The sequence below is a fragment of the Microbacterium sp. Soil_N32 genome, assembly GCF_057655505.1.
This window is the reverse complement of record NZ_JBDGME010000005.1, coordinates 1-18538: the sequence shown is the minus strand read 5'-3', so window position 1 is coordinate 18538 and position 18538 is coordinate 1. Positions and strand designations below refer to the sequence as shown.

20 protein-coding genes are annotated in these 18538 nt (G+C 69.6%); 14 read left to right on the top strand and 6 right to left on the bottom strand.

The features are described from left to right. The first annotated feature begins 291 nt into the window (after positions 1-291). From AC3A3J_RS00225 to AC3A3J_RS00215, 3 genes are read left to right on the top strand one after another with little or no spacing between them, the layout of a single operon-like run. The gene (locus AC3A3J_RS00225; protein WP_487670346.1) at positions 292-531 is read left to right on the top strand and encodes a NucA/NucB deoxyribonuclease domain-containing protein; all 240 of its coding nucleotides are present in this window, start codon (positions 292-294) and stop codon (positions 529-531) included. Further along, entirely contained in the window at positions 528-1103 is a 576-nt protein-coding gene (locus AC3A3J_RS00220) for an SMI1/KNR4 family protein (RefSeq protein ID WP_487670345.1), read from the top strand. The genes AC3A3J_RS00225 and AC3A3J_RS00220 overlap by 4 nt, the downstream gene beginning before the upstream one ends. Positions 1104-1110: 7 nt before the next feature. Then, a complete protein-coding gene (locus AC3A3J_RS00215) occupies positions 1111-1320 on the top strand; it encodes a hypothetical protein (protein ID WP_487670344.1) in 210 nt (69 codons plus the stop codon). A 119-nt stretch (positions 1321-1439) separates the two neighbouring features. On the opposite strand, the gene AC3A3J_RS00210 is transcribed toward AC3A3J_RS00215, so the two are convergent. The 5 genes from AC3A3J_RS00210 to AC3A3J_RS00190 form a co-directional block, all read right to left on the bottom strand. Beyond that, complete coding sequence (locus tag AC3A3J_RS00210; RefSeq protein WP_487670343.1) at positions 1440-2744, bottom strand: cytochrome P450; 1305 nt, start codon at positions 2742-2744, stop codon at positions 1440-1442. An 81-nt stretch (positions 2745-2825) separates the two neighbouring features. Continuing rightward, entirely contained in the window at positions 2826-3248 is a 423-nt protein-coding gene (locus AC3A3J_RS00205) for an ATP-binding protein (protein WP_487670342.1), read from the bottom strand. Further along, positions 3238-3570, bottom strand: a complete 333-nt coding sequence (locus AC3A3J_RS00200; protein WP_487670341.1) for an STAS domain-containing protein — start codon at positions 3568-3570, stop codon at positions 3238-3240. Before AC3A3J_RS00200 ends, AC3A3J_RS00205 begins: the two co-directional genes overlap by 11 nt. Beyond that, positions 3554-5518 carry a glycosyltransferase family 2 protein gene (locus AC3A3J_RS00195; RefSeq protein ID WP_487670340.1) on the bottom strand — a complete coding sequence of 655 codons (1965 nt, stop codon included), beginning with the start codon at positions 5516-5518 and terminating at the stop codon, positions 3554-3556. Before AC3A3J_RS00195 ends, AC3A3J_RS00200 begins: the two co-directional genes overlap by 17 nt. Next, positions 5515-6708: a PP2C family protein-serine/threonine phosphatase gene (locus AC3A3J_RS00190; RefSeq protein ID WP_487670339.1), complete on the bottom strand. Its 1194-nt coding sequence runs from the start codon at positions 6706-6708 to the stop codon at positions 5515-5517. The genes AC3A3J_RS00195 and AC3A3J_RS00190 overlap by 4 nt, the downstream gene beginning before the upstream one ends. A gap of 134 nt (positions 6709-6842) precedes the next feature. Here AC3A3J_RS00190 and AC3A3J_RS00185 point away from each other — a divergent pair, with 134 nt between their 5' ends. The 5 genes from AC3A3J_RS00185 (at position 6843) to AC3A3J_RS00165 (ending at position 11579) form a co-directional block, all read left to right on the top strand. Then, on the top strand, positions 6843-7811 hold the full coding sequence (locus tag AC3A3J_RS00185; protein WP_487670338.1) for a tripartite tricarboxylate transporter substrate binding protein: 969 nt from the start codon (positions 6843-6845) through the stop codon (positions 7809-7811). Between the two features lie 60 nt (positions 7812-7871). Next, positions 7872-8411, top strand: coding sequence for a tripartite tricarboxylate transporter TctB family protein (locus tag AC3A3J_RS00180; protein WP_487670337.1), 540 nt, complete (start codon positions 7872-7874; stop codon positions 8409-8411). Further along, the gene (locus AC3A3J_RS00175; protein ID WP_487670336.1) at positions 8408-10063 is read left to right on the top strand and encodes a tripartite tricarboxylate transporter permease; all 1656 of its coding nucleotides are present in this window, start codon (positions 8408-8410) and stop codon (positions 10061-10063) included. The genes AC3A3J_RS00180 and AC3A3J_RS00175 overlap by 4 nt, the downstream gene beginning before the upstream one ends. Continuing rightward, positions 10060-10929 (top strand): dihydrodipicolinate synthase family protein, encoded by an 870-nt coding sequence (locus AC3A3J_RS00170; protein WP_487670335.1) that lies wholly within the window; start codon positions 10060-10062, stop codon positions 10927-10929. Before AC3A3J_RS00175 ends, AC3A3J_RS00170 begins: the two co-directional genes overlap by 4 nt. A gap of 209 nt (positions 10930-11138) precedes the next feature. Next, positions 11139-11579 (top strand): DoxX family protein, encoded by a 441-nt coding sequence (locus AC3A3J_RS00165; protein ID WP_487670334.1) that lies wholly within the window; start codon positions 11139-11141, stop codon positions 11577-11579. A 152-nt stretch (positions 11580-11731) separates the two neighbouring features. On the opposite strand, the gene AC3A3J_RS00160 is transcribed toward AC3A3J_RS00165, so the two are convergent. Next, complete coding sequence (locus AC3A3J_RS00160; protein WP_487670333.1) at positions 11732-12061, bottom strand: gamma-glutamylcyclotransferase family protein; 330 nt, start codon at positions 12059-12061, stop codon at positions 11732-11734. A gap of 186 nt (positions 12062-12247) precedes the next feature. Here AC3A3J_RS00160 and AC3A3J_RS00155 point away from each other — a divergent pair, with 186 nt between their 5' ends. From AC3A3J_RS00155 to AC3A3J_RS00130, 6 genes are all read left to right on the top strand, one after another. Then, on the top strand, positions 12248-13540 hold the full coding sequence (locus AC3A3J_RS00155) for an ABC transporter substrate-binding protein (protein ID WP_487670332.1): 1293 nt from the start codon (positions 12248-12250) through the stop codon (positions 13538-13540). Positions 13541-13614: 74 nt separating this feature from the next. Then, positions 13615-14586 carry a carbohydrate ABC transporter permease gene (locus AC3A3J_RS00150; RefSeq protein WP_487670331.1) on the top strand — a complete coding sequence of 324 codons (972 nt, stop codon included), beginning with the start codon at positions 13615-13617 and terminating at the stop codon, positions 14584-14586. Continuing rightward, complete coding sequence (locus AC3A3J_RS00145; RefSeq protein ID WP_314650242.1) at positions 14583-15455, top strand: carbohydrate ABC transporter permease; 873 nt, start codon at positions 14583-14585, stop codon at positions 15453-15455. Before AC3A3J_RS00150 ends, AC3A3J_RS00145 begins: the two co-directional genes overlap by 4 nt. Before the next feature lie 27 nt (positions 15456-15482). After that, entirely contained in the window at positions 15483-16316 is an 834-nt protein-coding gene (locus tag AC3A3J_RS00140) for an SDR family oxidoreductase (protein ID WP_487670330.1), read from the top strand. After that, positions 16313-17227: a dihydrodipicolinate synthase family protein gene (locus AC3A3J_RS00135; RefSeq protein ID WP_487670329.1), complete on the top strand. Its 915-nt coding sequence runs from the start codon at positions 16313-16315 to the stop codon at positions 17225-17227. The genes AC3A3J_RS00140 and AC3A3J_RS00135 overlap by 4 nt, the downstream gene beginning before the upstream one ends. A gap of 92 nt (positions 17228-17319) precedes the next feature. After that, the gene (locus AC3A3J_RS00130; protein ID WP_487670328.1) at positions 17320-18297 is read left to right on the top strand and encodes a LacI family DNA-binding transcriptional regulator; all 978 of its coding nucleotides are present in this window, start codon (positions 17320-17322) and stop codon (positions 18295-18297) included. The last annotated feature ends 241 nt before the right edge of the window (positions 18298-18538 follow it).

The window sequence follows — 18538 nt, the reverse complement described above, 5'->3', positions numbered from 1 at the left end:
GGACTGACCCATGGGAGACAAGCTCAGCGACGCGATCGGTCCCGCCCTCCGACGCTCCTTCGACGACGCGCCCGTGCACCTCACGGGCGTCCCGCGGGTGGTCAACCGGCTGGCCGACAAGAAGAGCGGGGATCGCGACGGCGTCCGTAATATCGACCGGTACAGCGGCCCCAACGACACCGGAGCCGACACGAAACTGCCTACCGTTACCTCAGTCGAGGCCGAGCCCCGGGGATCGCTGGCACGTTTGACGAGGCTGTAGCTGGTGGTGCGCCCACAACGCTGACCCGCGTGGACGCACTGACGAAGGCAGATAACCGGACAGAAGCCCTGAGGGATGTTCCAGCCGCCCCGGATGGCCAATCCCTTGATGAGTATCCATTCGCCAGTACTGCTGAGGGTGGCTCCGGTTCTGTGGTTCGCCCCGTGCCAAGGGGGGAACAGAACTATCAGGGCGGAAAGTTGAGTAGTTTCTATCGCGACAACGGTGTCAAGCCCGGTGACCAATTCAACGTAGAGTTTGGACCATGATGGACGGACTCGTCAATTCTCTCTCCACGATCGAGGAAACCCTCAAAGGGCTTGGCCGCGACAGGCTCATGCACGCGCTGCAGCCCGGGGTTCCGGCGGACACGGTGCGCGCTGCCCTGGGCGAAATTGGATTACCTTCCACCGAGGAGCTAGAGGCACTGTACGCGTGGCACAATGGGGTCGCGCATTCCGGTGCCACCATCGGCGAAATCTCCCTGTGGCCGGGTCACTACTTCTCATCCGTCGAAAGCGCAGCGGCAAACTACCGCGCCTTCGTGAACGATCCCCGCTGGACGCCCGGGTGGCTCCCGGTGTTCCCGGATGGTGGTGGGGACTTCTACGTGGTCGACTTAAGTCTTAGAGGAAGCGCGCCCATCCGTCACTTCTGGATAGACGAAGCCGAGCACCCGATCGAGTTCATGTCGCTGCGGTCGATGTTCGCGACTCTTGAGGAGGCATTCCGCCGAGGGTGCTTTTACGTGACGCCAGACGGATACCTGAGCAGAGACACCCCCGCGTTCGCGAAGCTTGCCTCAGAAATGAACCCGGATGTCGAGTGGTGGCAGTCCTGAACCAGGCGTGGCTTTCCCGTCGTCTGGGTGGTGGCCCTTCGCCGCGCTGCTGGAGGTCACGATCAACCACGACGAGGATCTGCACAAGTCCTCCGGCGACCACGCCACTCTCATGCAGGTCATGCGCACGGGCACGCCCGACGAGGCCGCGGCCGTGCTCGCCGCCCACCTCGACGGTGCCCGCGACCGGATGCTGAGCGAGATCTCCGCCCGCTGACCCGGTCCCCGGCTGTACCCCCACCCCCCATCTACCGTTCCCGTCGCATTTTCTGTCGCCTGGCGCGTGCGCAGGCGACAGAAAATGCGACGGGAACTGGAAGGGGGGGATGGGGAGGGTCAGGGCTTGCGGTGGAAGGGGCAGCTGCGCACCTTGCCGCCGGAGGTGGGCATCGTCGGCAGGCGGCGCAGGTTCACGTCGAGACCCTCGTCGAGCACCTCGAGACGGCGGTCGCTGAGGGCCGAGACCGCGGCCGCCAGTCCGGCGATCGCCAGCTTCTCGCCGGGGCAGCGATGACCCGTGCGGGGATCGGCCCCGCCGTGCGGCACGAACGCCGCGATCGCCTCGTAGTCGTCGACTCCCACGAAACGGTCGGGAACGAAGTCGCCGGGGCGCTCCCACGACGCGGCGTCGGTGTTCGTGCCGAGGATGTCGAGCACCACTCGGCTGCCGGCGGGCACGCGCTCGCCGTCGAGTTCGACGTCCTGCGTGGCCCAGGCCGGGAGCATCGGCACGAACGGCGACGTGCGTCGGATCTCCTGGGCGAAGGCGGTCGCGAGGGGTCCGCCGGTCAGCGATCCGCGCTGGTCAGCCTCGGTCGCGATGCGCGCCCGCCACTCCGGATGCTCGTGCAGCTGCTTCGCGGCGTACGCCACGAAACGCGCGACCGCGATCATCGGACGGATGACGTTCTGCAGCTCGATACCCGCGGTGCGGGGCGCGAGCAGCACACCGCCCTCATCGCGGTGCCACGCCCACTCGAACAGCGCCGTCCCCTCGGCCGGCTGCAGCTCGCCGAGCCGGACGGCCGCGATCAGGTTCTCGGCGTGCCCGTCGGACCAGCGCCGGTTGAGGATCGCGCTCACGAACGACGGGGAGTAGGGAGCCCCGAATCCGTCGACGATCTGCGCGAGTCGTCGCGACCAGCGGTTCTTCGCCTTCGCCGTGCCGGGCAGGCCGGCCCAGCGCATCACCGCGCGCCCGAAAGCGACCACGGCGGCGTCGTACGCGGTGCGCGTGCTGATACCCGAGGTCCAGGCGTCCACCTCGGCGCGCCATTCGCGCTCGAGGTGCGGGGTCAGCCGCTCGACCTGCTCGTCTTCGTACGCCACATCGATGAAGGTTGCTTTGCGGTGCCGGTGCGCCGAGCCGTCGAGGCTGTGCACCGACCCGTGGCCGAACAGCGTCTCCTGCACCAGGGCCGGCATGGCGCCGTGGCGTGCGGTGCGCTCACCGTCGTAGAACAGCGCGACCCCCTCCGCGCCGCGCACGAACAGGGCGTCGCGGGCGAGCAGACGCATGCCGACGGCGCGCGCATCCGGCCGGGTGCGCCGCCAGAGGTGCTCGCCGAGTCGGTACCCGCGGGTGAGCAGGCCGATCGAGTCTTCGTGCAGGGGGCTGGGGGCGGTGGATCGCATCAGCATGGTTCCACCGTGCCGGGGCGCGCGGAATGCCGCCAGGGGCTTGCGGCGTAGCCCTGCGCTGCTATGCGTGTCGGCGGCGCCCTATGCGGTCTGCCCGAGTATCCGCCGCAGCCGCCACGTGTTGCCCCGGGTGTCGGAGTAGTGCCGCAGCTCGTCGAGTGCGGCGGTCGAGAGTGCCAGTCCGCGGCCGCTCTCGCTGTCGGCGTCGGGCATCTCGACGCCGTCCCAGTCGATCTCCGCCGGCGGGGCGGTGTCGGTGAGGGTCGCGAGAAGGTCGTCCGCCGAGACCCGGATGTCGACGGTCAGGGTGACCGCGTCGGGGTTCTCGGTGTGCTGCACCATGTTGGTCACCACCTCGCTCACCGCGAGCGTGAAGAGCGTGCGGTCCTGGTCGGCGACGTGCGGAGCATCCGCCCACACGCCGTCGAGCGCATCCAGCACGCCGTCGACGAGCTCGAGCCGGGCCGGCCCGTCGATGTGCACCGCGCGGGTCTCAGCGTCCATCGAACGCCGACTCCGGCGTCGGGTGGTCGCGCAGCACGCGGTCCAGGTTGGTGAGGTGCAGGACGGTCTGCACCGCATCGGGAACTGCCGCGATGCGCAGGTCGCCGCCGGCGACGCGCGCGCTCTTCAACCCGCCCACGAGGGCGCCGAGTCCGGAGGAGTCGACGAACTGCAGGCCCGACATGTCGATGACGATGTGCGACTCGCCCGCGGCGATGAGGTCGCCCACGGCGTTGCGCAGCAGGGGCGCGCCGGTCGCGGTCAGCCGTCCGGTCAGGCCGATGACGGCATAGCCGTCGCGGCGGTCAGTGCTCAGATCCATGGGTCTCCTTCTCGAGGACTTCGGCGGCGGGGCCGCGATAGCGCGCCGCCTGGATGATGACGCTCAGCACGACGAGGTCGTAGAGCACCCACGCGGTGTTCACCAGTGTGCCGGTTCCGTCGGCGGTGCCGATGAAGACGCGCGTGACGCCGATGATCAGGGCGATGGCGAGCACGATCATCGCGGTCAGCTGGGGCCAGATCTGGCGCCACGGCACGCCGCGCGGATCGCGGCCGTCTTTGCGCGTCACGGCGAACGAGAGCGGGCGGCCCAGCACCACGTTCGCGAACGCGGTCCAGCACGCGCGGATCCACACCGGGAAGAGGGCGAGGGAGTACTGCTGCCCCCGCCAGGTTTTGACGCCCTTCGCGACCACCAGGAACAGCAGCTGGTTGACGAGGAAGTACGGCAGGAAGCGCGCGAAGAAGTCGACCGACCAGGCGGTGACCGGCAGGATGCCGAACACGAGGTACACGACCGGCGCGGTGAGGTAGACGATTGCGGCGAAGCCCGAGAGGTAGCTCCACATGGTGGCGAAGTACATCAGGCGCTGCCCGACCGAGAGCCCACGCTTGGCGAGCGGGTTGTCGCGCAGCAGCACCTGCATGGTGCCCTGTGCCCAGCGCAGCCGCTGCGTGAGCATCGTGCGCAGGTCTTCGGGGGCGAGGCCCTTCGCGAGGATCTCGTGGTGGTACACGCTGCGCCATCCCTGCGCATGCAGCTGCATCGCGGTTGCCATGTCCTCGGTGACCGAGATGGTGGCCATGGGCAGGATCGGCTGCGCCTCGTCGCCGCGGTCGAGCCGCAGGGCGTCGAGCAGTGCGCGCACCGTGTCGAGCGCGGTGATGGGGGAGAGGTCGGATGCCGCGAGCGTCGCGAGACCCGCCTCGTCGACGACGATCGCGTCGAGTTCGGCGTCGTGGGCGATGGGCAGCGCGCCGAGCTCGTCGAGGTCGGCGCGGATGCCGGCGAGGTCCTTCGCGACGATGATGCGGGAAGCCGCGTCGACGGCGGCGCGCACGCGGTCGGCGACCTCGGCCACCGAGGTGCCGCCGCCGAGGTCGCGACGGCCCTGCCGGATCGCGATCTGCAGGGCACCCAGCTCGCGGGCGAGGTCGGGGTCGGCGGCGGCCCGTGCCTCCTTCTCGACCATCTGCTCCGAGGTGCGCAGCGCCCGGGCGGCCGAGTCGGTCACCTCGCGCACGTACCCGGTGATGCCGAGGCGCATGAGGGCCTCGCGACGCAGCACGGCGTTGGAGCCGCAGAAGAACGCCGCATTCCAGCCGTCCTTGCCCTGCTGGATGGGACCGTAGAAGAGGGGCGCCTGGCTGCCGAGCGGGTCGGCCTCGTCGACGTTGATGAACCACTGCGGGGTCTGCACGAGAGCGACCTCGGGGTCGTCGGCGAAGTAGCCGAGGGTGCGGTGCAGGATGAGCGGGTCCGGCACCTGGTCGGTGTCGAGGATGAGGAGGAACTCGCCGTCGGTCTGCAGCAGGGCGCTGTTCAGGTTGCCGGCCTTCGCGTGGCGCGGCTTGCCGGTCCAGTCCTCGGAGCGGGTGAGGTAGCCCACTCCCGCGTCGAGCGCCGCGGCTTCGAGCTCGGGCCGGGAGCCGTCGTCGAGGATCCAGGTGGTGTGCGGGTAGGCGATGCGCTTCGCCGCGCGTGCGGTCGTCATCACCAGCTCGATCGGCTCGTCGTAGGTGGTGATGAAGACGTCGACGGTGCCCTGCGGCGGCGAGGTCGGGCCGGGGCGTTCCTTCGCACGCCACATGGTGAGGCAGAAGAGGAACGTGTCGATGAGGCTGTAGGTCTCGGCGATCACGAGCGGCACGGCGATCCACCACGCCGACCAGTTCACCGACTCGAGCCACCGCCAGGCGACGTAGTTCACGCCGAGCAGCACCGAGAGCAGGGCGAGCACGCGGATGGTCGCGAACCGGGCGGTCATGCGTCTCTCCGCACGACGACGACGGTGATGTCGTCGGTGGCCGTGTCGGCGGTCGCCAGGCCCATCGCCTCGCGGATGGCGCCGTCGGGGCCGAGCTCGCTCAACACGCGGTACACGTGGGCGTAGGGGTCGTCGGGGTCGAGCACGTCGAGCAGTCCGTCGCTGCAGCACACGAAGGCGTCGCCCGGTTCGAGGCGGGAGTAGCGCGGTTCGCGCACCTCGGGCGGCTGCAGGCCCATGCCCATGCCGAGGGGCAGGCTCGTCGAGCGCAGGTGCTCCCACGAACCGTCGGCGCGCAGGATGAATGCGAGGCTGTGCCCGGCGTCGATCACCTCGAGGTCGCCGGTGTCGGGGGTGAGTTCGGCGTGCACGGCGGTGACGAACATGGCGGTGTCGCCGAGGTCTTCTTCGAGCAGGCGGTCGATCTCGGCGATCGACTCGGCCAGCCCGCGCTCGGGAGCCGTGCGCAGCGAGGCGCGCACGCTGGCGGCGACGAGGGCGGGGCCGGTGCCCTTGCCCATCGCGTCGGCGAGGGTGATGCGCAGCGCCCCGTCGACGATGCCGAGGTCGTAGAAGTCGCCGGCGAGGGCGCCGCGCGAGACCGATCCGCCGGCGATCGTGTAGCCCGTGACCTCGGGGTGCGTGTGCGGACGCAGGGCGCTCTGGATGACGGCCGCCTGGTCGAGCTCGGCGTCGTTCGCCAGCTCGGACTGCACCCAGAAGGCGAGGTCGCGCAGCAGGTCGAGCTGGGCGTCGTCGAGCGTGTGCGGCTCGGTGTCGAGCACGCACAGCGTGCCGATCGGCTCGCCTCCGGGCGCGTGCAGCGGATGCCCCGCGTAGAAGCGGAGGTGGGGATCGCCGACGACGAAGGGGTTGTCGCCGAAGAGGTCGGTGAGCGCTGCATCCTCGATCACGACCGGCCGGTCCTGGCTGACGGTGTAGTCGCAGAAGGAGTCCTGCCGCGGCGCCTCGTCGACGCCGAGACCGATCTGGGTCTTCCGCCACTGACGGTCGCGGTCGATGAGCGAGACGGCCACCATCGGCACGCCGAACATCTCCTTCGCCAGTCGCGCGACCCGATCGACGCGCTCATCGCGCGGGGTATCGAGGATCTCCAGGGCATCGAGCGCGGCTTGCCGCTGTCCTTCGTCGAACACGTCCGTCCCTCCCACGGTTTCGTTCCCTGCCATCCTGGCACCGGACGGGAGGCCGCGCACCCGCATCCGCGGGACTCTTCGCACAACGTCCAGTGTTGACTGTTAACAGTCAACACTGATACTCTCGCAGCGTCGACAACACGGTCGACCCACGTAGAGGAGCAAAGATGCCCCGCAAGCGCATCACCCGGGCGGCCGCCGCACTCGCCGCCCTCACAGCGACCGCCCTCGTCGTCTCGGCCTGCACGAAGGTCGAGGAGGGCGAGGATGCCGCGTCGGCATTCCCCGAGAAGGACATCCGCCTCATCATCCAGGCCAACCCCGGCGGCGGATCCGACCTGTCGTCGCGCGCCCTCGCGACCGAGCTCGAGAAGATCCTCGGCGTGAGCGTCATCCCCGAGAACATGCCCGGTGCCGCCGGTGCGCTCGCCATGGAGTACGTCGGCTCGCAGGACGCCGACGGCTACGTCATCGGCTTCGCGCCCGTCGAGATCGCGATGCTCAACACCACGCAGGGCGCCAACGTGATGCCGGAGGACTTCGACCTCCTCGGCCAGATCATGCTCGCCCCCGGCGTCATCACCGTCGGCGCGAACAGCGGCATCGAGACCCTCGAAGACCTCGTCGCGCAGGCCGAGTCGGGCGCCGTCACCGTCGCCAACTCCGGCGCGGGCTCCATCTGGGAGGCCGCCACGATCGGCCTCGGCAACGCGGCCGACGCCGAGTTCACGCCCGTGCCCTACGACGGCGGCGCCACCGCCGTCGCGGCCGCGGCATCCGGCGAGACCGTCGCCGCCGTCTCGGGCCTCGGCGAGGCTCTGGCGCAGGGCGAGGCGGTGCGCATCCTCGCCGTCATGAACGACGAGCGTCACCCCGACGCCGAAGACGTCGAGACGGTCGAAGAGGCCATCGGCGAAGACGTCGTGTTCGGCGGGTGGGGCGGCATCTACGCCCCGAAGGGCCTGCCCGATGACGTGAAGTCGACCCTGGAAGAGGCCGTCAAGGAGGCCGTCGAGTCCGACAGCTACCAGCAGTTCCAGGCGGATGCCGGCAACCTCGTCGTCTACCGCGACTCGGCCGAGTGGACGACGTTCGTCGACGACCAGTTCGCGCTCTTCCAGGACCTCCTGGGCTGAGCACCCCTGCGGGGCCGGCGCAGTCCGGCCCCGCAGCACCCCCTCCAACGAAGGAGAACCATGTCGAGTCCCGACATCGCGGCCGAGCCCGCGGCCCCCGACGAGTACGAGGGCGCTCCGGCATCCCGCCCCCTCGAGATCGTGTTCGGCATCGTCGCCCTCGCCTTCTCGGCCGGCTACCTCTTCCTCGCCACGCAGATCCCGCTGCGCCGTGAGGCCGCCCCCGGACAGATCGACGCCCGGTTCTGGCCCACCGTCATCGGCGTGACCGCCGTGGTGATCGCGATCGCGATCCTCGCCATCGCCCTCACCCGCCCCGCCCCCGGCAGGGAGGACCTCGAGCGCATCCAGCCCGGCGGCTACCTGCGCGTGATCGCCACGCTCGCGATCACCGGCGCCTTCATCGCGCTCTGGTCGCTCGGCACCGTCATCCTCTTCGGGTACCGCATCGAGGTCTTCCCGATCGCGGCGGCCGTCCTGATGGCCGCCCTCATGCTCCTCTACGGCCACCGCCGCTGGCTGAGCCTCGTCATCTACTCCGTCCTCGTCACGGCGTTCGTCTACGTCGTGTTCGGCATGCTCCTGAGGATTCCGCTGTGAACGCACTCATGGAGGGGCTGAACTCGCTCCTCGACATCTCGATCCTGCTGTACATGCTCGTCGGCCTCGTGCTCGGCTTCATGGTCGGCGCTTTCCCCGGCATCACCGCGACGATGGCCGTCGCGCTCGCCGCCGGGTTCACGATGACGCTCGAGCCCGTGCAGGGCCTCGCCGTGCTGCTGACGATCTACGTCGCCGCGAACTTCGGCGACCGGGTGCCGTCGATCCTCATCAACACCCCCGGCACCCCGGCCTCGATCGCCACGACCCTCGACGGGTACCCCATGGCGAAGCAGGGCAGAGCGGGACTCGCGCTCACCATCTCGGCGATCGTCTCCGCGGTCGGCATCCTGGCGTCCCTGGTGCTGTTCGCGGTCGCCGCCGTGCCGATCGCCAGCTTCGCCCGCGACTACTTCAAGTCTCCCGAGCTCTTCGCCCTCGTCGTCTTCGGCATCGCGATCATGATCGGCATCTCGTCGAAGTCGATGCTCAAAGGCATCCTCGCCGGGCTGTTCGGTCTCATGCTCGGCAGCGTCGGCACCTACGCCGCGACCGCCGACCAGCGCTTCACGTTCGGCGTGCTCGAACTCGTCGAGGGCGTCAACTTCATCGCCGTGATCATCGGCCTCTTCGGCATCGCCGAACTGTTCGACCAGCTGCTGACGTACCGGAAGTCGAACGTGCGACCGATCTCGAGCCTCGGCCGCTGGTTCCCGAACCGGTCGGAGCTGAAGCAGTCCGGACGCGCGACCGCGGTCGGCGGCGCGGTCGGCCTCGGCGTCGGCCTCATCCCCGCGGCGGGCGGCGACATCGCCGGACTCATCGGCTGGGAGCGGGCTCGCAAGGTCTCGAAGAAGCCCGAGATGTTCGGCAAGGGCTCGATCGAGGGAGTCGCCGCGAGCGACACCGCCTCCAGCGCCACGCTCGGCGGATCGCTCACGACCACGATGGCGCTCGGCATCCCCGGCGACTCCGTCATGGCCGTCATGATCGGGTCGATGATCATCTGGGGCATCACCCCGGGCCCGACCCTCTTCACCAACCGCCCCGATCTGGTGGTCTCGATCGTCGGCATCATGCTGGTCGCGACGATCCTGTCGCTCATCCTCAGCCTGGTGCGCATGAAGGGCATGGTGAAGCTGCTCGACGTGCCGCAGCCGTACCTGTGGAGCGGCATCCTGATCTTCTGCATCATCGGCACGTACGCGACCTCGAACAGCCTCTCGACCGTCGTCACGATGCTCGTGTTCGGCGTGGTGGGCGTGCTGCTCAAGCGCATGCAGGTGCCCGCAGGGCCGGTCGTGCTCGGTCTGCTGCTCGGACCGCTCGCCGAGGAGAACCTCGCCCGCACCCTCGCCATCCTGCCGACCCGGCCGTTCTTCGAGGTCGTCAGCCCCATCGCGATCGTGCTGCTCGCCCTCGCCGTGCTGTCGATCGTCATGCCGGCCATCCGCGCGGCGCGCAAGCCGCGAGGTGAGCGCGCCTCGCTCGAGGACTCCATCCTCGACGACGAGAGTCGCGCCCAGATCGCGAAGGCCCACGACGAGCTCGCCGCCACCCCCGACCTGCTCACGTCGACCGTGCGCAACGTCGACACATCCCCCCGCGCGCGGCGCAAGGCCCGCAAGAACTCCGAGGAGAACGAGAAGTGACCCGCTACGACATCCTGACCGCCGTCCCGACCGCGTTCCACCGTGACGGCAGCCTCGACCTGGAGGGGTCGCGTGCGATCTTCCGGTTCGTGGGCCAGTCGGGCAACGAGGGCGCGTTCATCCTCGGCACCACGGGAGAGTTCCCCGCGGTCGACGCCGACGAGTTCCGGGCGCTGGTGTCGGCCGCGATCGAGGAACTCGCCGATCGGATGCGCGTGATCGTGCACGTCGGACAGCCCAGCACCTTCGAGGCCGTGCGTCTGGTCGAGATCGCCCGGGGTCTCGGGGCGACCGAGTTCGCGGCGCTCACGCCGTACTACCTCAAGTCGACCGACGACGCGATCTTCGACTACTTCCAGGCCGTGTCGGACGCCGTCGGCGACGGGCGCCTGTACGTCTACATCTACCCCGCCCGCAGCGGCAATACGGTGTCGCCCGAGCTGCTCGTGCGCCTGGCCGCGCTGCCGAACATCGTGGGCGCGAAGGTCAGCGAACTGTCGCTCGCCGAGATCGCCGCGTACCGCGCGGTCGTGCCCGCCGACTTCGACCTGTACACGGGCGCCGACCGCGATCTGATCGCGGCCGTCGAGGCCGGAGCGCAGGGTGTCGTCTCGGGAGTCTCGTCGGTGACGCCGAAGCCCTTCCGCGCGCTGGCGGATGCCGGTCGGTCGGGTGATGCCGAGGCGATCGCCGCCGCGCAGACCGCCGTCGACGACGTGGTGTCGCTCATCGGTGGCGACATGGCCCGCATGAAGGAGGCGTACCGCGTGCTCGACGTGGTCGACGCCTACTGCCGCATGGCGATCGCCGAGCCGACGCCCGCGCAGCGCGAGGCCGTGGCGCAGGTGGTGGCCGCGAACCGCTGAGTCGGCATCCGGGCGCCGTTTGCCCGGCACAACTTCGGAGTCGGCATCCGACGCGCCGTCGACGAGGCGAATGCGCCGGCGTGTCGCGTCGGCACTCCGAAGTTGTGCGGGGGGCGGCGCGCACAGGGAACGGATAGGTGGGCTTCCTAGCGTCGAAGGCGGGAACCCCCACCGCGCCCGGCGCGTGTCCTGCCACGAAGGAAGCCCTCATGCCGAAGACCTCCGCCCCGTCCGCCGCCACCTCCTGGGGGCTGCTCGTGCTCCGCGTCGTCGTCGGCGCGATCTTCGTCGCCCACGGCGCGCAGAAGATCTTCGAGTACACGCTGCCCGGCACCACGCAGAGCTTCGCGGGCATGGGCGTGCCGCTGCCCGAGATCGCCGCTCCCGTCGTGGCCTTCGTCGAGTTGATCGGGGGAGGGATGCTCGTGGTCGGCCTCTTCACGCGGCTCGCCGGCATCCTGCTCGCGGTCGACATGGTCGTGGCGCTCGTGCTCGTGCACCTGCCGGCGGGCCTGTGGGTCACCGAGGGCGGCTACGAGTTCGTCGCCCTGCTCGGTGCCGCCGCGCTGGCGCTCGCGTTCGCCGGCGCCGGTCGGTTCTCGGTCGACCGCGGCGTGCTGCGCGGCCGCGCCCCCGCCTGGCTCGCCTGACCCCGCGCTCAGTTCGTGCCTACCCCGCGTGGGGGTCAAGACACGCCGTATCGGATGCCCCGCATGCGGCGTTTCCTGACCCCTCGCGCGGAAGCGCGGGCGCGCGAGGCGTCGCGTGGCGCCCGAGCCGCGAGTGATCAGGGCGTGAGCGATCAGGCGGCGAGGTAGACCCAGGCCGTGACGCCGGAGGCGAGGGCGACCTCGCGGCGCGCGTAGTCGGCGACCTCGTACGCGTCGGTGGCGGCGAGCTCAGCGTCGGTGAGGTCGAGGTACGCGCCGTCGACCGCATCCGTCGGCGCGCCGGGGTGCAGGATCGGATGCCGGTCGGATCCGCTCGTCGCGATGACCGCGACGTCGGTGATCGTCACCCAGTCGAGGCGGTAGCCCGGCAGCGCATCTGCGGTGGTGGGGATTTCGCGTCCGTAGAGCGCACGCTGCACCTCGGGCTGACGCAGGGTGCCATAGGAGAAGACGCGGTGCACGCTTTCCAGCGTAGGCCGCCGCGTCCGCGAGTCGCGTGAACCCGCGCACCGCGTGCGAAGGTTGCGTAACCATTTGCATCTTGACACCCTCATGACTGCGAAGTTATGGTGATGAAACCGATTTCACGACCCGCCGCGAGATCGGATGCAACGACGCACAGAGCTTGCTGCCCAAAGGAGTGAACAGTGAAGTCTTCCCCCGTACCCCCGTCGCGCCGCACCCGCGTGCTGCGCTTCACCGGCCTCGCCGCCGCATCCGCCCTCGCCCTCGCCGGCTGCGCCTCGGGCGACGCCGGTGACGGTGGCGAGAGCGCCGGCGGCGAACTCACCTTCTCGAACTGGCAGTTCCTCGAAGACGGCAAGGGCCCGATCATCTGGGATGCCGTGAAGGGCTACACCGGCCCCGACGACAACATCGAGCTCACCAAGGTCGAGATCCCGTTCGCGAACTACGCCGACAAGCTCAGCACCGAGCTCGGCGCGGGCGGCGGTCCCGACGTCATGGTGCTGCAGGACAGCCAGTTCGCGTCGCTCGTGGACGCCGGGGTGCTCGAGCCCCTCGACGACATCGCCGACGAGCTCGGCGACGACCTGAACAACACCAACGAGGCGGGGGTGTTCGACGGCGGCCAGTACGGCTTCAACTGGGAGCGCCCGACGTACAGCACCGTCATCTACAACAAGCAGATCTTCGAGCAGCTCGGCCTCGAGGTGCCGACCACGTTCGACGAGTTCCTCACGACGGCGCAGACGATCAAGTCCGAGCTGGGCATCGCGGGCTGGGCCGGGCGCCACCAGACGGCCGAGATCGACGGGTGGACCCTCGAGATGGCGAACTGGATCTACGGCTTCGGCGGCGAGCTGAGCGACGGCGAGAAGCTCACGATCGACAAGGCCGAGAACGTGGAGGCCGTCGAGGCGTTCCTCGAGACCTTCGCCTCGGGCGTCGCCCCGATCGGCGACGATGCGTCGACCTTCCGCGCCAAGTTCGGTCAGGGCCAGGTCGGCATGCTGTTCGAGAACTCGGGAGTCGCCACGACGATCACGAGCAACCCCGACAACGTCGTCGACGGCATGACGCTCGGCGCCGCCCCGCTGCCGCTCGCTAACCCCGGCTCGAACTCGCAGCTCATCATCGCGGTGAACGCGAACAGCGACAACAAGGAGGCTGCGAAGGACTTCGTGCGCTGGGTGCTCGGCGAAGAGGGGCAGACCGCGATCCGCGCCGGCCTCGGAGCATCCGCCATGGCGACCGACGTCGAGCCCGACGCCGCGTTCCTCGAGGCCAACCCGTGGGCCACGCAGTTCCTCGAGGCGGCGAAGACCTCGAAGTCGACGCTCGTCGAGGGCTTCGAGACCGAGAGCAAGGTCGTCTGGCGCGAGGTGCTCACCGCGGTCGAAGACCTGCGGGTCAACGGCGGCGACGTGAAGCAGAAGCTCGCCGAGGTGCAGGAGACGCTCGAAGCCGAGCTCGGCTGAGCATCGCGAGGGGCGGGCGGATGCCGCATCCCCCGCCCCTCGAACCCCCAGGCTTTCCCGAAAGGACCCCGGCCATGGCCACCCCCACGCTCGAGGCGCCCCGTTCGGCTCCTCCCGCCTCGCCCCCGAAGACGCGCAGGAAGCGCGGCGGCGGCGCGGTCGGACGCTTCGTCGAACGCTACGGCGCGTACCTCTTCCTCCTCCCCGCGATCGCGTACCTCGCGGTGTTCACCGTCTTCCCGCTGATCCGCGGCGTGCTGCTGTCGTTCACGGCGACGAAGCTCGTCAACCCGGCGGGCGGCCGCGGTATCGGCCTCGAGAACTACGACTACCTGCTGTCGAGCGACCGCTTCTGGTCATCCGTCGTCACGACCCTGCTCTACACGTTCTTCACGGTGGTCTTCTCGGTCGGCATCGGCACGGCGGGCGCTCTCCTGCTGAACACGGCGTTCAAGGGCCGGGGCATCGTGCGCGCCATCGCCACCATCCCGTGGGCCGTGCCGACGGTCGCCGCCGCGCTCATCTTCGTCTGGATCTACAACAACGAGCAGGGCATCCTCAATCGCACGACGTCGGCGCTCGGCATGGGACAGCACGGCTGGCTGGTCGACCCGCAGTACGGCCTCTTCGCCGTGACCCTCGCCACGGTGTGGAAGCTCACCCCGCTCGTGATGCTCGTGATGCTGAGCGCGCTGCAGAGCGTTCCGCACGAGCTGCGCGAGGCGACGTGGGTCGACGGCGCGACGCGGTTCCAGTCGTTCCGCGCGGTCACGCTGCCGCACATCATGCCCACGATCCGCATCATCACGCTGCTCATGACGATCTGGTCGATCCGGCGTTTCGAGATCATCTTCCTCATCACCGGCGGCGGGCCGCTCGACGTCACGAACACGCTCGTCGTGAACGTGTATCGCACCGCCTTCCAGGATCAGAACCTCGGCCGGGCCGCCGCGATCGGCGCCCTCGGCCTCGTGCTCTCGCTGCTCGTCACGGTCGTCTACTTCGTCGTGGAGCAGCTGCAGGAGCGTCAGGAGAACCAGCGATGACCACCGTGCGCATCCCCACCGACCTCCCGCGTCGCCGCGGCGTTGGTGCCAAGTTCGGCAGCCTCGGCAAGGCCGTGCTCATCACCCTGCTCGTGGTGTTCGCCGGCTTCCCCATCTACTGGATGCTGTCGACCTCGCTCGCCACCGAGACGTCGCTGTACCGCGACGGCCAGCCGCTGCTCCCCGAGGTGCAGAACATCGGCCAGTGGGGCGGCTTCCTCGCCGACATCCCGATCCTCCGCTGGCTCGGCAACTCGTTCGTGATCGCGGCGGGCACCACGATCCTCAGCCTCGTGCTGGCCACGATGGCCGCCTACGCGCTCAGTCGCTACCGCTTCCACGGCCGAGGCGTCGCGGGATTCGTGTTCTTCAGCACGCAGATGCTCCCCGAGGCGCTCATCATCGTGCCGCTGTACGCGATCTTCGCCGGCGCCGGGCTGCTCAACAGCCACTGGGGCCTGGTGCTCGCCGACACCGCATTCGTCATGCCGGTGAGCATGTTCATCATCAAGAGCGGCATCGACAAGATCCCGTACGAGATCGAGGAGTCGGCGCGCATCGACGGATGCTCGCGCCTGCGCATCCTCACCACCATCGTGCTGCCGCTGATCATGCCGAGCATCGCGGCGGCCGCGGTCATCGCGTTCTTCGACGGCTGGAACGAGTTCATGTTCGCGAACACGTTCATCTCGTCGAGCGACCTGTGGCCGGCGTCCGTCGGACTGTCGTCGTTCCTCGGCCAGTTCTACACGCCGATGAACGTGGTCATGCTGTGCGCGCTGCTGTTCGCGCTGCCGGCCATCATCTTCTTCCTGTGGGCGCAGCGCGGCATCGTGTCGGGCCTCACCGCGGGATCCGTCAAGGGCTGACCGCCCTGCGATCTGGAGTACTCATCTATGTCTGAAGGAACCGACCCGCTCTTCTCGGTGCGGGACAAGGTGGTCGTCGTGACCGGCGGCTTCGGCCAGATCGGTGCGGAGTTCGTGCGCGAGCTGCACGGCCGCGGCGCGCGGGTCGCCGTGACGTCGCGCAGCGAGGTGGCCGACCCCGGCGCGCGCCTCGGCATCGACGACCCCGACGGCCGGCTGCTCGCGGTGGCGATGGACATCACCGACCAGGCCAGTGTGGATGCCGGCTTCGACCGGGTCGCCGAGACGTGGGGCGTGCCCACGGTCGTCGTCAACAATGCGGGCCTCGACACGCAGCCCAGCGCGCCCCCGGAGGTGTCCGGGCCGTTCGAGGAGTTCCCGGTCGAGGTGTTCCGCGAGGTGGTCGACACGAACCTCGTCGGCACCTTCCTCGTCACCCAGGCGGCGGGCCGGCGGATGCGCGATGCCGGGGTCGGCGGATCGATCGTGAACGTCGGGTCGATCTACGGCATGGTCTCCCCGGTGCAGGACATCTACGCCTACAAGGCCGAGCTCACGGGTGTGCCGTTCATCAAGCCGGTCGCGTACTCGGCGGCGAAGTCGGGCCTCTACAACCTCACCCGCTATTGCGCGACGTACTGGGGCCGTGCCGGCATCCGCGTCAACACCCTCACGCCGTCGGGCGTGCGGCGCGACACGCAGGACGCGACGTTCCAGGCGAACTACACCGCCCGCATGCCCATCGGGCGCATGGCCGAGGCGAACGAGTTCAACGGTGCGCTCGTCTTCCTCGCATCGGATGCCTCGACCTACATGACCGGATCGAACGTCGTCGTCGACGGCGGGTGGACGGCGTGGTGAGCGAGGTGCTGGGCGAGCGGCTGTTCACCGCCGCGGTCACGCCGATGCGCGCCGACGAGAGCGTCGACCACGAGGCGCTCGCCGCGATGCTCGACAGCGACGTGCGCCGCGGGGTCGAGGGCGTGTACGTGTGCGGTTCGTCGGGCGAGGGCGTGCTGCTCTCGGAGGACGAGCGCATCGCCGTCGCGGCGACCGCGGTCGACGCCGTCGCCGGGCGCGTGCCCGTGCTGTCGCACGTCGGCGCGATGTCGACCGGCGAGGCCGTACGCATCGCGCAGGCCGCGAAGGATGCCGGGGTCGCCGCGATCTCGATGATCCCGCCGCTGTACTACGGGTATTCGACGCCCGACGTGGTGCGGCACTTCCGCACGGTGATCGATGAGGTCGACCTGCCCTTCGTGCTCTACAACATCCCCCAGTTCACGGGGCGCGACATCTCGGAGGGCGGGTTCGACGAGCTGCTGGCGCTGCCGCAGGTGATCGGCGTCAAGCACACCTCGCGCAACCTCTACGGGGCCGAGCGCATCCTGCGCCGGCATCCGCATCAGACCGTCGTGAACGGCTTCGACGAGTTCTACCTGCCCGCACTGTCGATCGGCGCCCGTGGGGCCATCGGTACGACCGTGAGCCTGCAGATCGACCTGTTCCGCTCGTTGCGGCGACGGTTCGCGGCCGGCGACCTCGCCGGTGCGCGTGCCGTGCAAGTGCGCATCGACGACACGGTCGAGGGCATGGTGCAGGTCGGCGTGTTCGGTGCCGCGAAGTACCTCGGCGGCAAGCTGTCGGTGCCGCTGGGGGAGTGCCGGTCACCGCTGCCGCGGCTCGACGATGCCGGACGAGCGCGCCTCGACGAGGTCTTCGCGCAGCTGCAGGAGCACATCGCGACCACCGCCGCGGAGGATGCGGCCTGACCGTCGCCTCGGGGTGATCCGGCGGAGCGCGTGCCGGGAGGGCCGGTAGGGTGAAGCATCCGGGCACGGGCCCGATCGGCAAAGGGCGGCACATGACCACGATCTACGACGTCGCGTCGCGCGCCGGGGTCTCGCCGGCCACCGTCTCGCGAGTCTTCAACGGCACCAAGGTGTCGCCCGAGAAGGTCGAGGCGGTGCGTCGAGCGGCCGCCGAACTCGACTTCACGCCCAACCGCGCCGCCCGCACGCTGCGGCGCCGAAGCGCCGAGGTGATCGCGCTCGTGATCCCCGACATCGAGAACCCGTACTTCACCGAGATGGCGCGCGGTGTCGAAGACGTGGCGTCCGAGGCGGGGTACTCCGTCGTGCTGTGCAACTCCGACTCGCAGCCCGAGAAGGAGCAGACCTACCTGCAGATCGCGGTCGCCGAGAACATGGCGGGCGTCATCATCGCCACGGCCTCGCCGACGACCGAGCTCGACGGCATCCTCGCGACCGGGCGTCCCGTCGTGGCGGTCGACCGCGCCACCCGCTACGACCTCGACGGGGTGGTGATGGCCAACCGCGAGGCGGCGATCGCCGCGACCTCGTCGCTCATCGAGGCCGGGTATCGCCGCATCGCCTACGTGGGCGGGCCGGAAGACATCGACACCGCGGCCGACCGTGCCGCGGGGTGGCGCGAGGCGCTCGCCGGCACGCAGCTGGAGATCGAGGCGCTGCAGCGCTTCAGCACCTACCGGGTGGAGGGGGCGCGGGCCGCGATGGAAGAGCTGCTCGCGCTGCCCGAGCCGCCGGATGCCGTCGTCGCCGGTAACAACCTCATCGGCGTGGGCGCGATCCAGGTGCTCACCGAGCGCGGGCTCACCCCGCCGGCGTTCGGGGTGGCGGTCGTGGGCTCACTGCCCTTCACCACGTTGTCGCCGACCGCCGTGACGGTGGTGCGCCTGCCCGCGCGGCACATGGGCACCACCGCCGCACGGCTGCTGCTCGAGCGCATCGCCGGCGACGCGCAGCCCGCCCGAACGGTGGTGCTGCGCGGCGAGCTGCAGCGCGCGAGCGCATCCCGCTGAGCGGTCTCTGCCGCGCCGTCTCGCCCGCTCGCCAGACGCGGCGGGCGGTTGGAGCATGCGCCTGCATGCATCCCTTTCTCTTCCTGCACAGATTGGGTAACCTCCCGTGCTGTCAGTGCCCGAGGGGGGCGTTTTCGATACGGAGGGAGCCACGATGGCCGGACATGATTTCGGAGCAACGTACAGCGAGATGGAGAGCGCGGCGGCGCGTCTTCGTGATGGTCGCAGCACGGTGACCGAC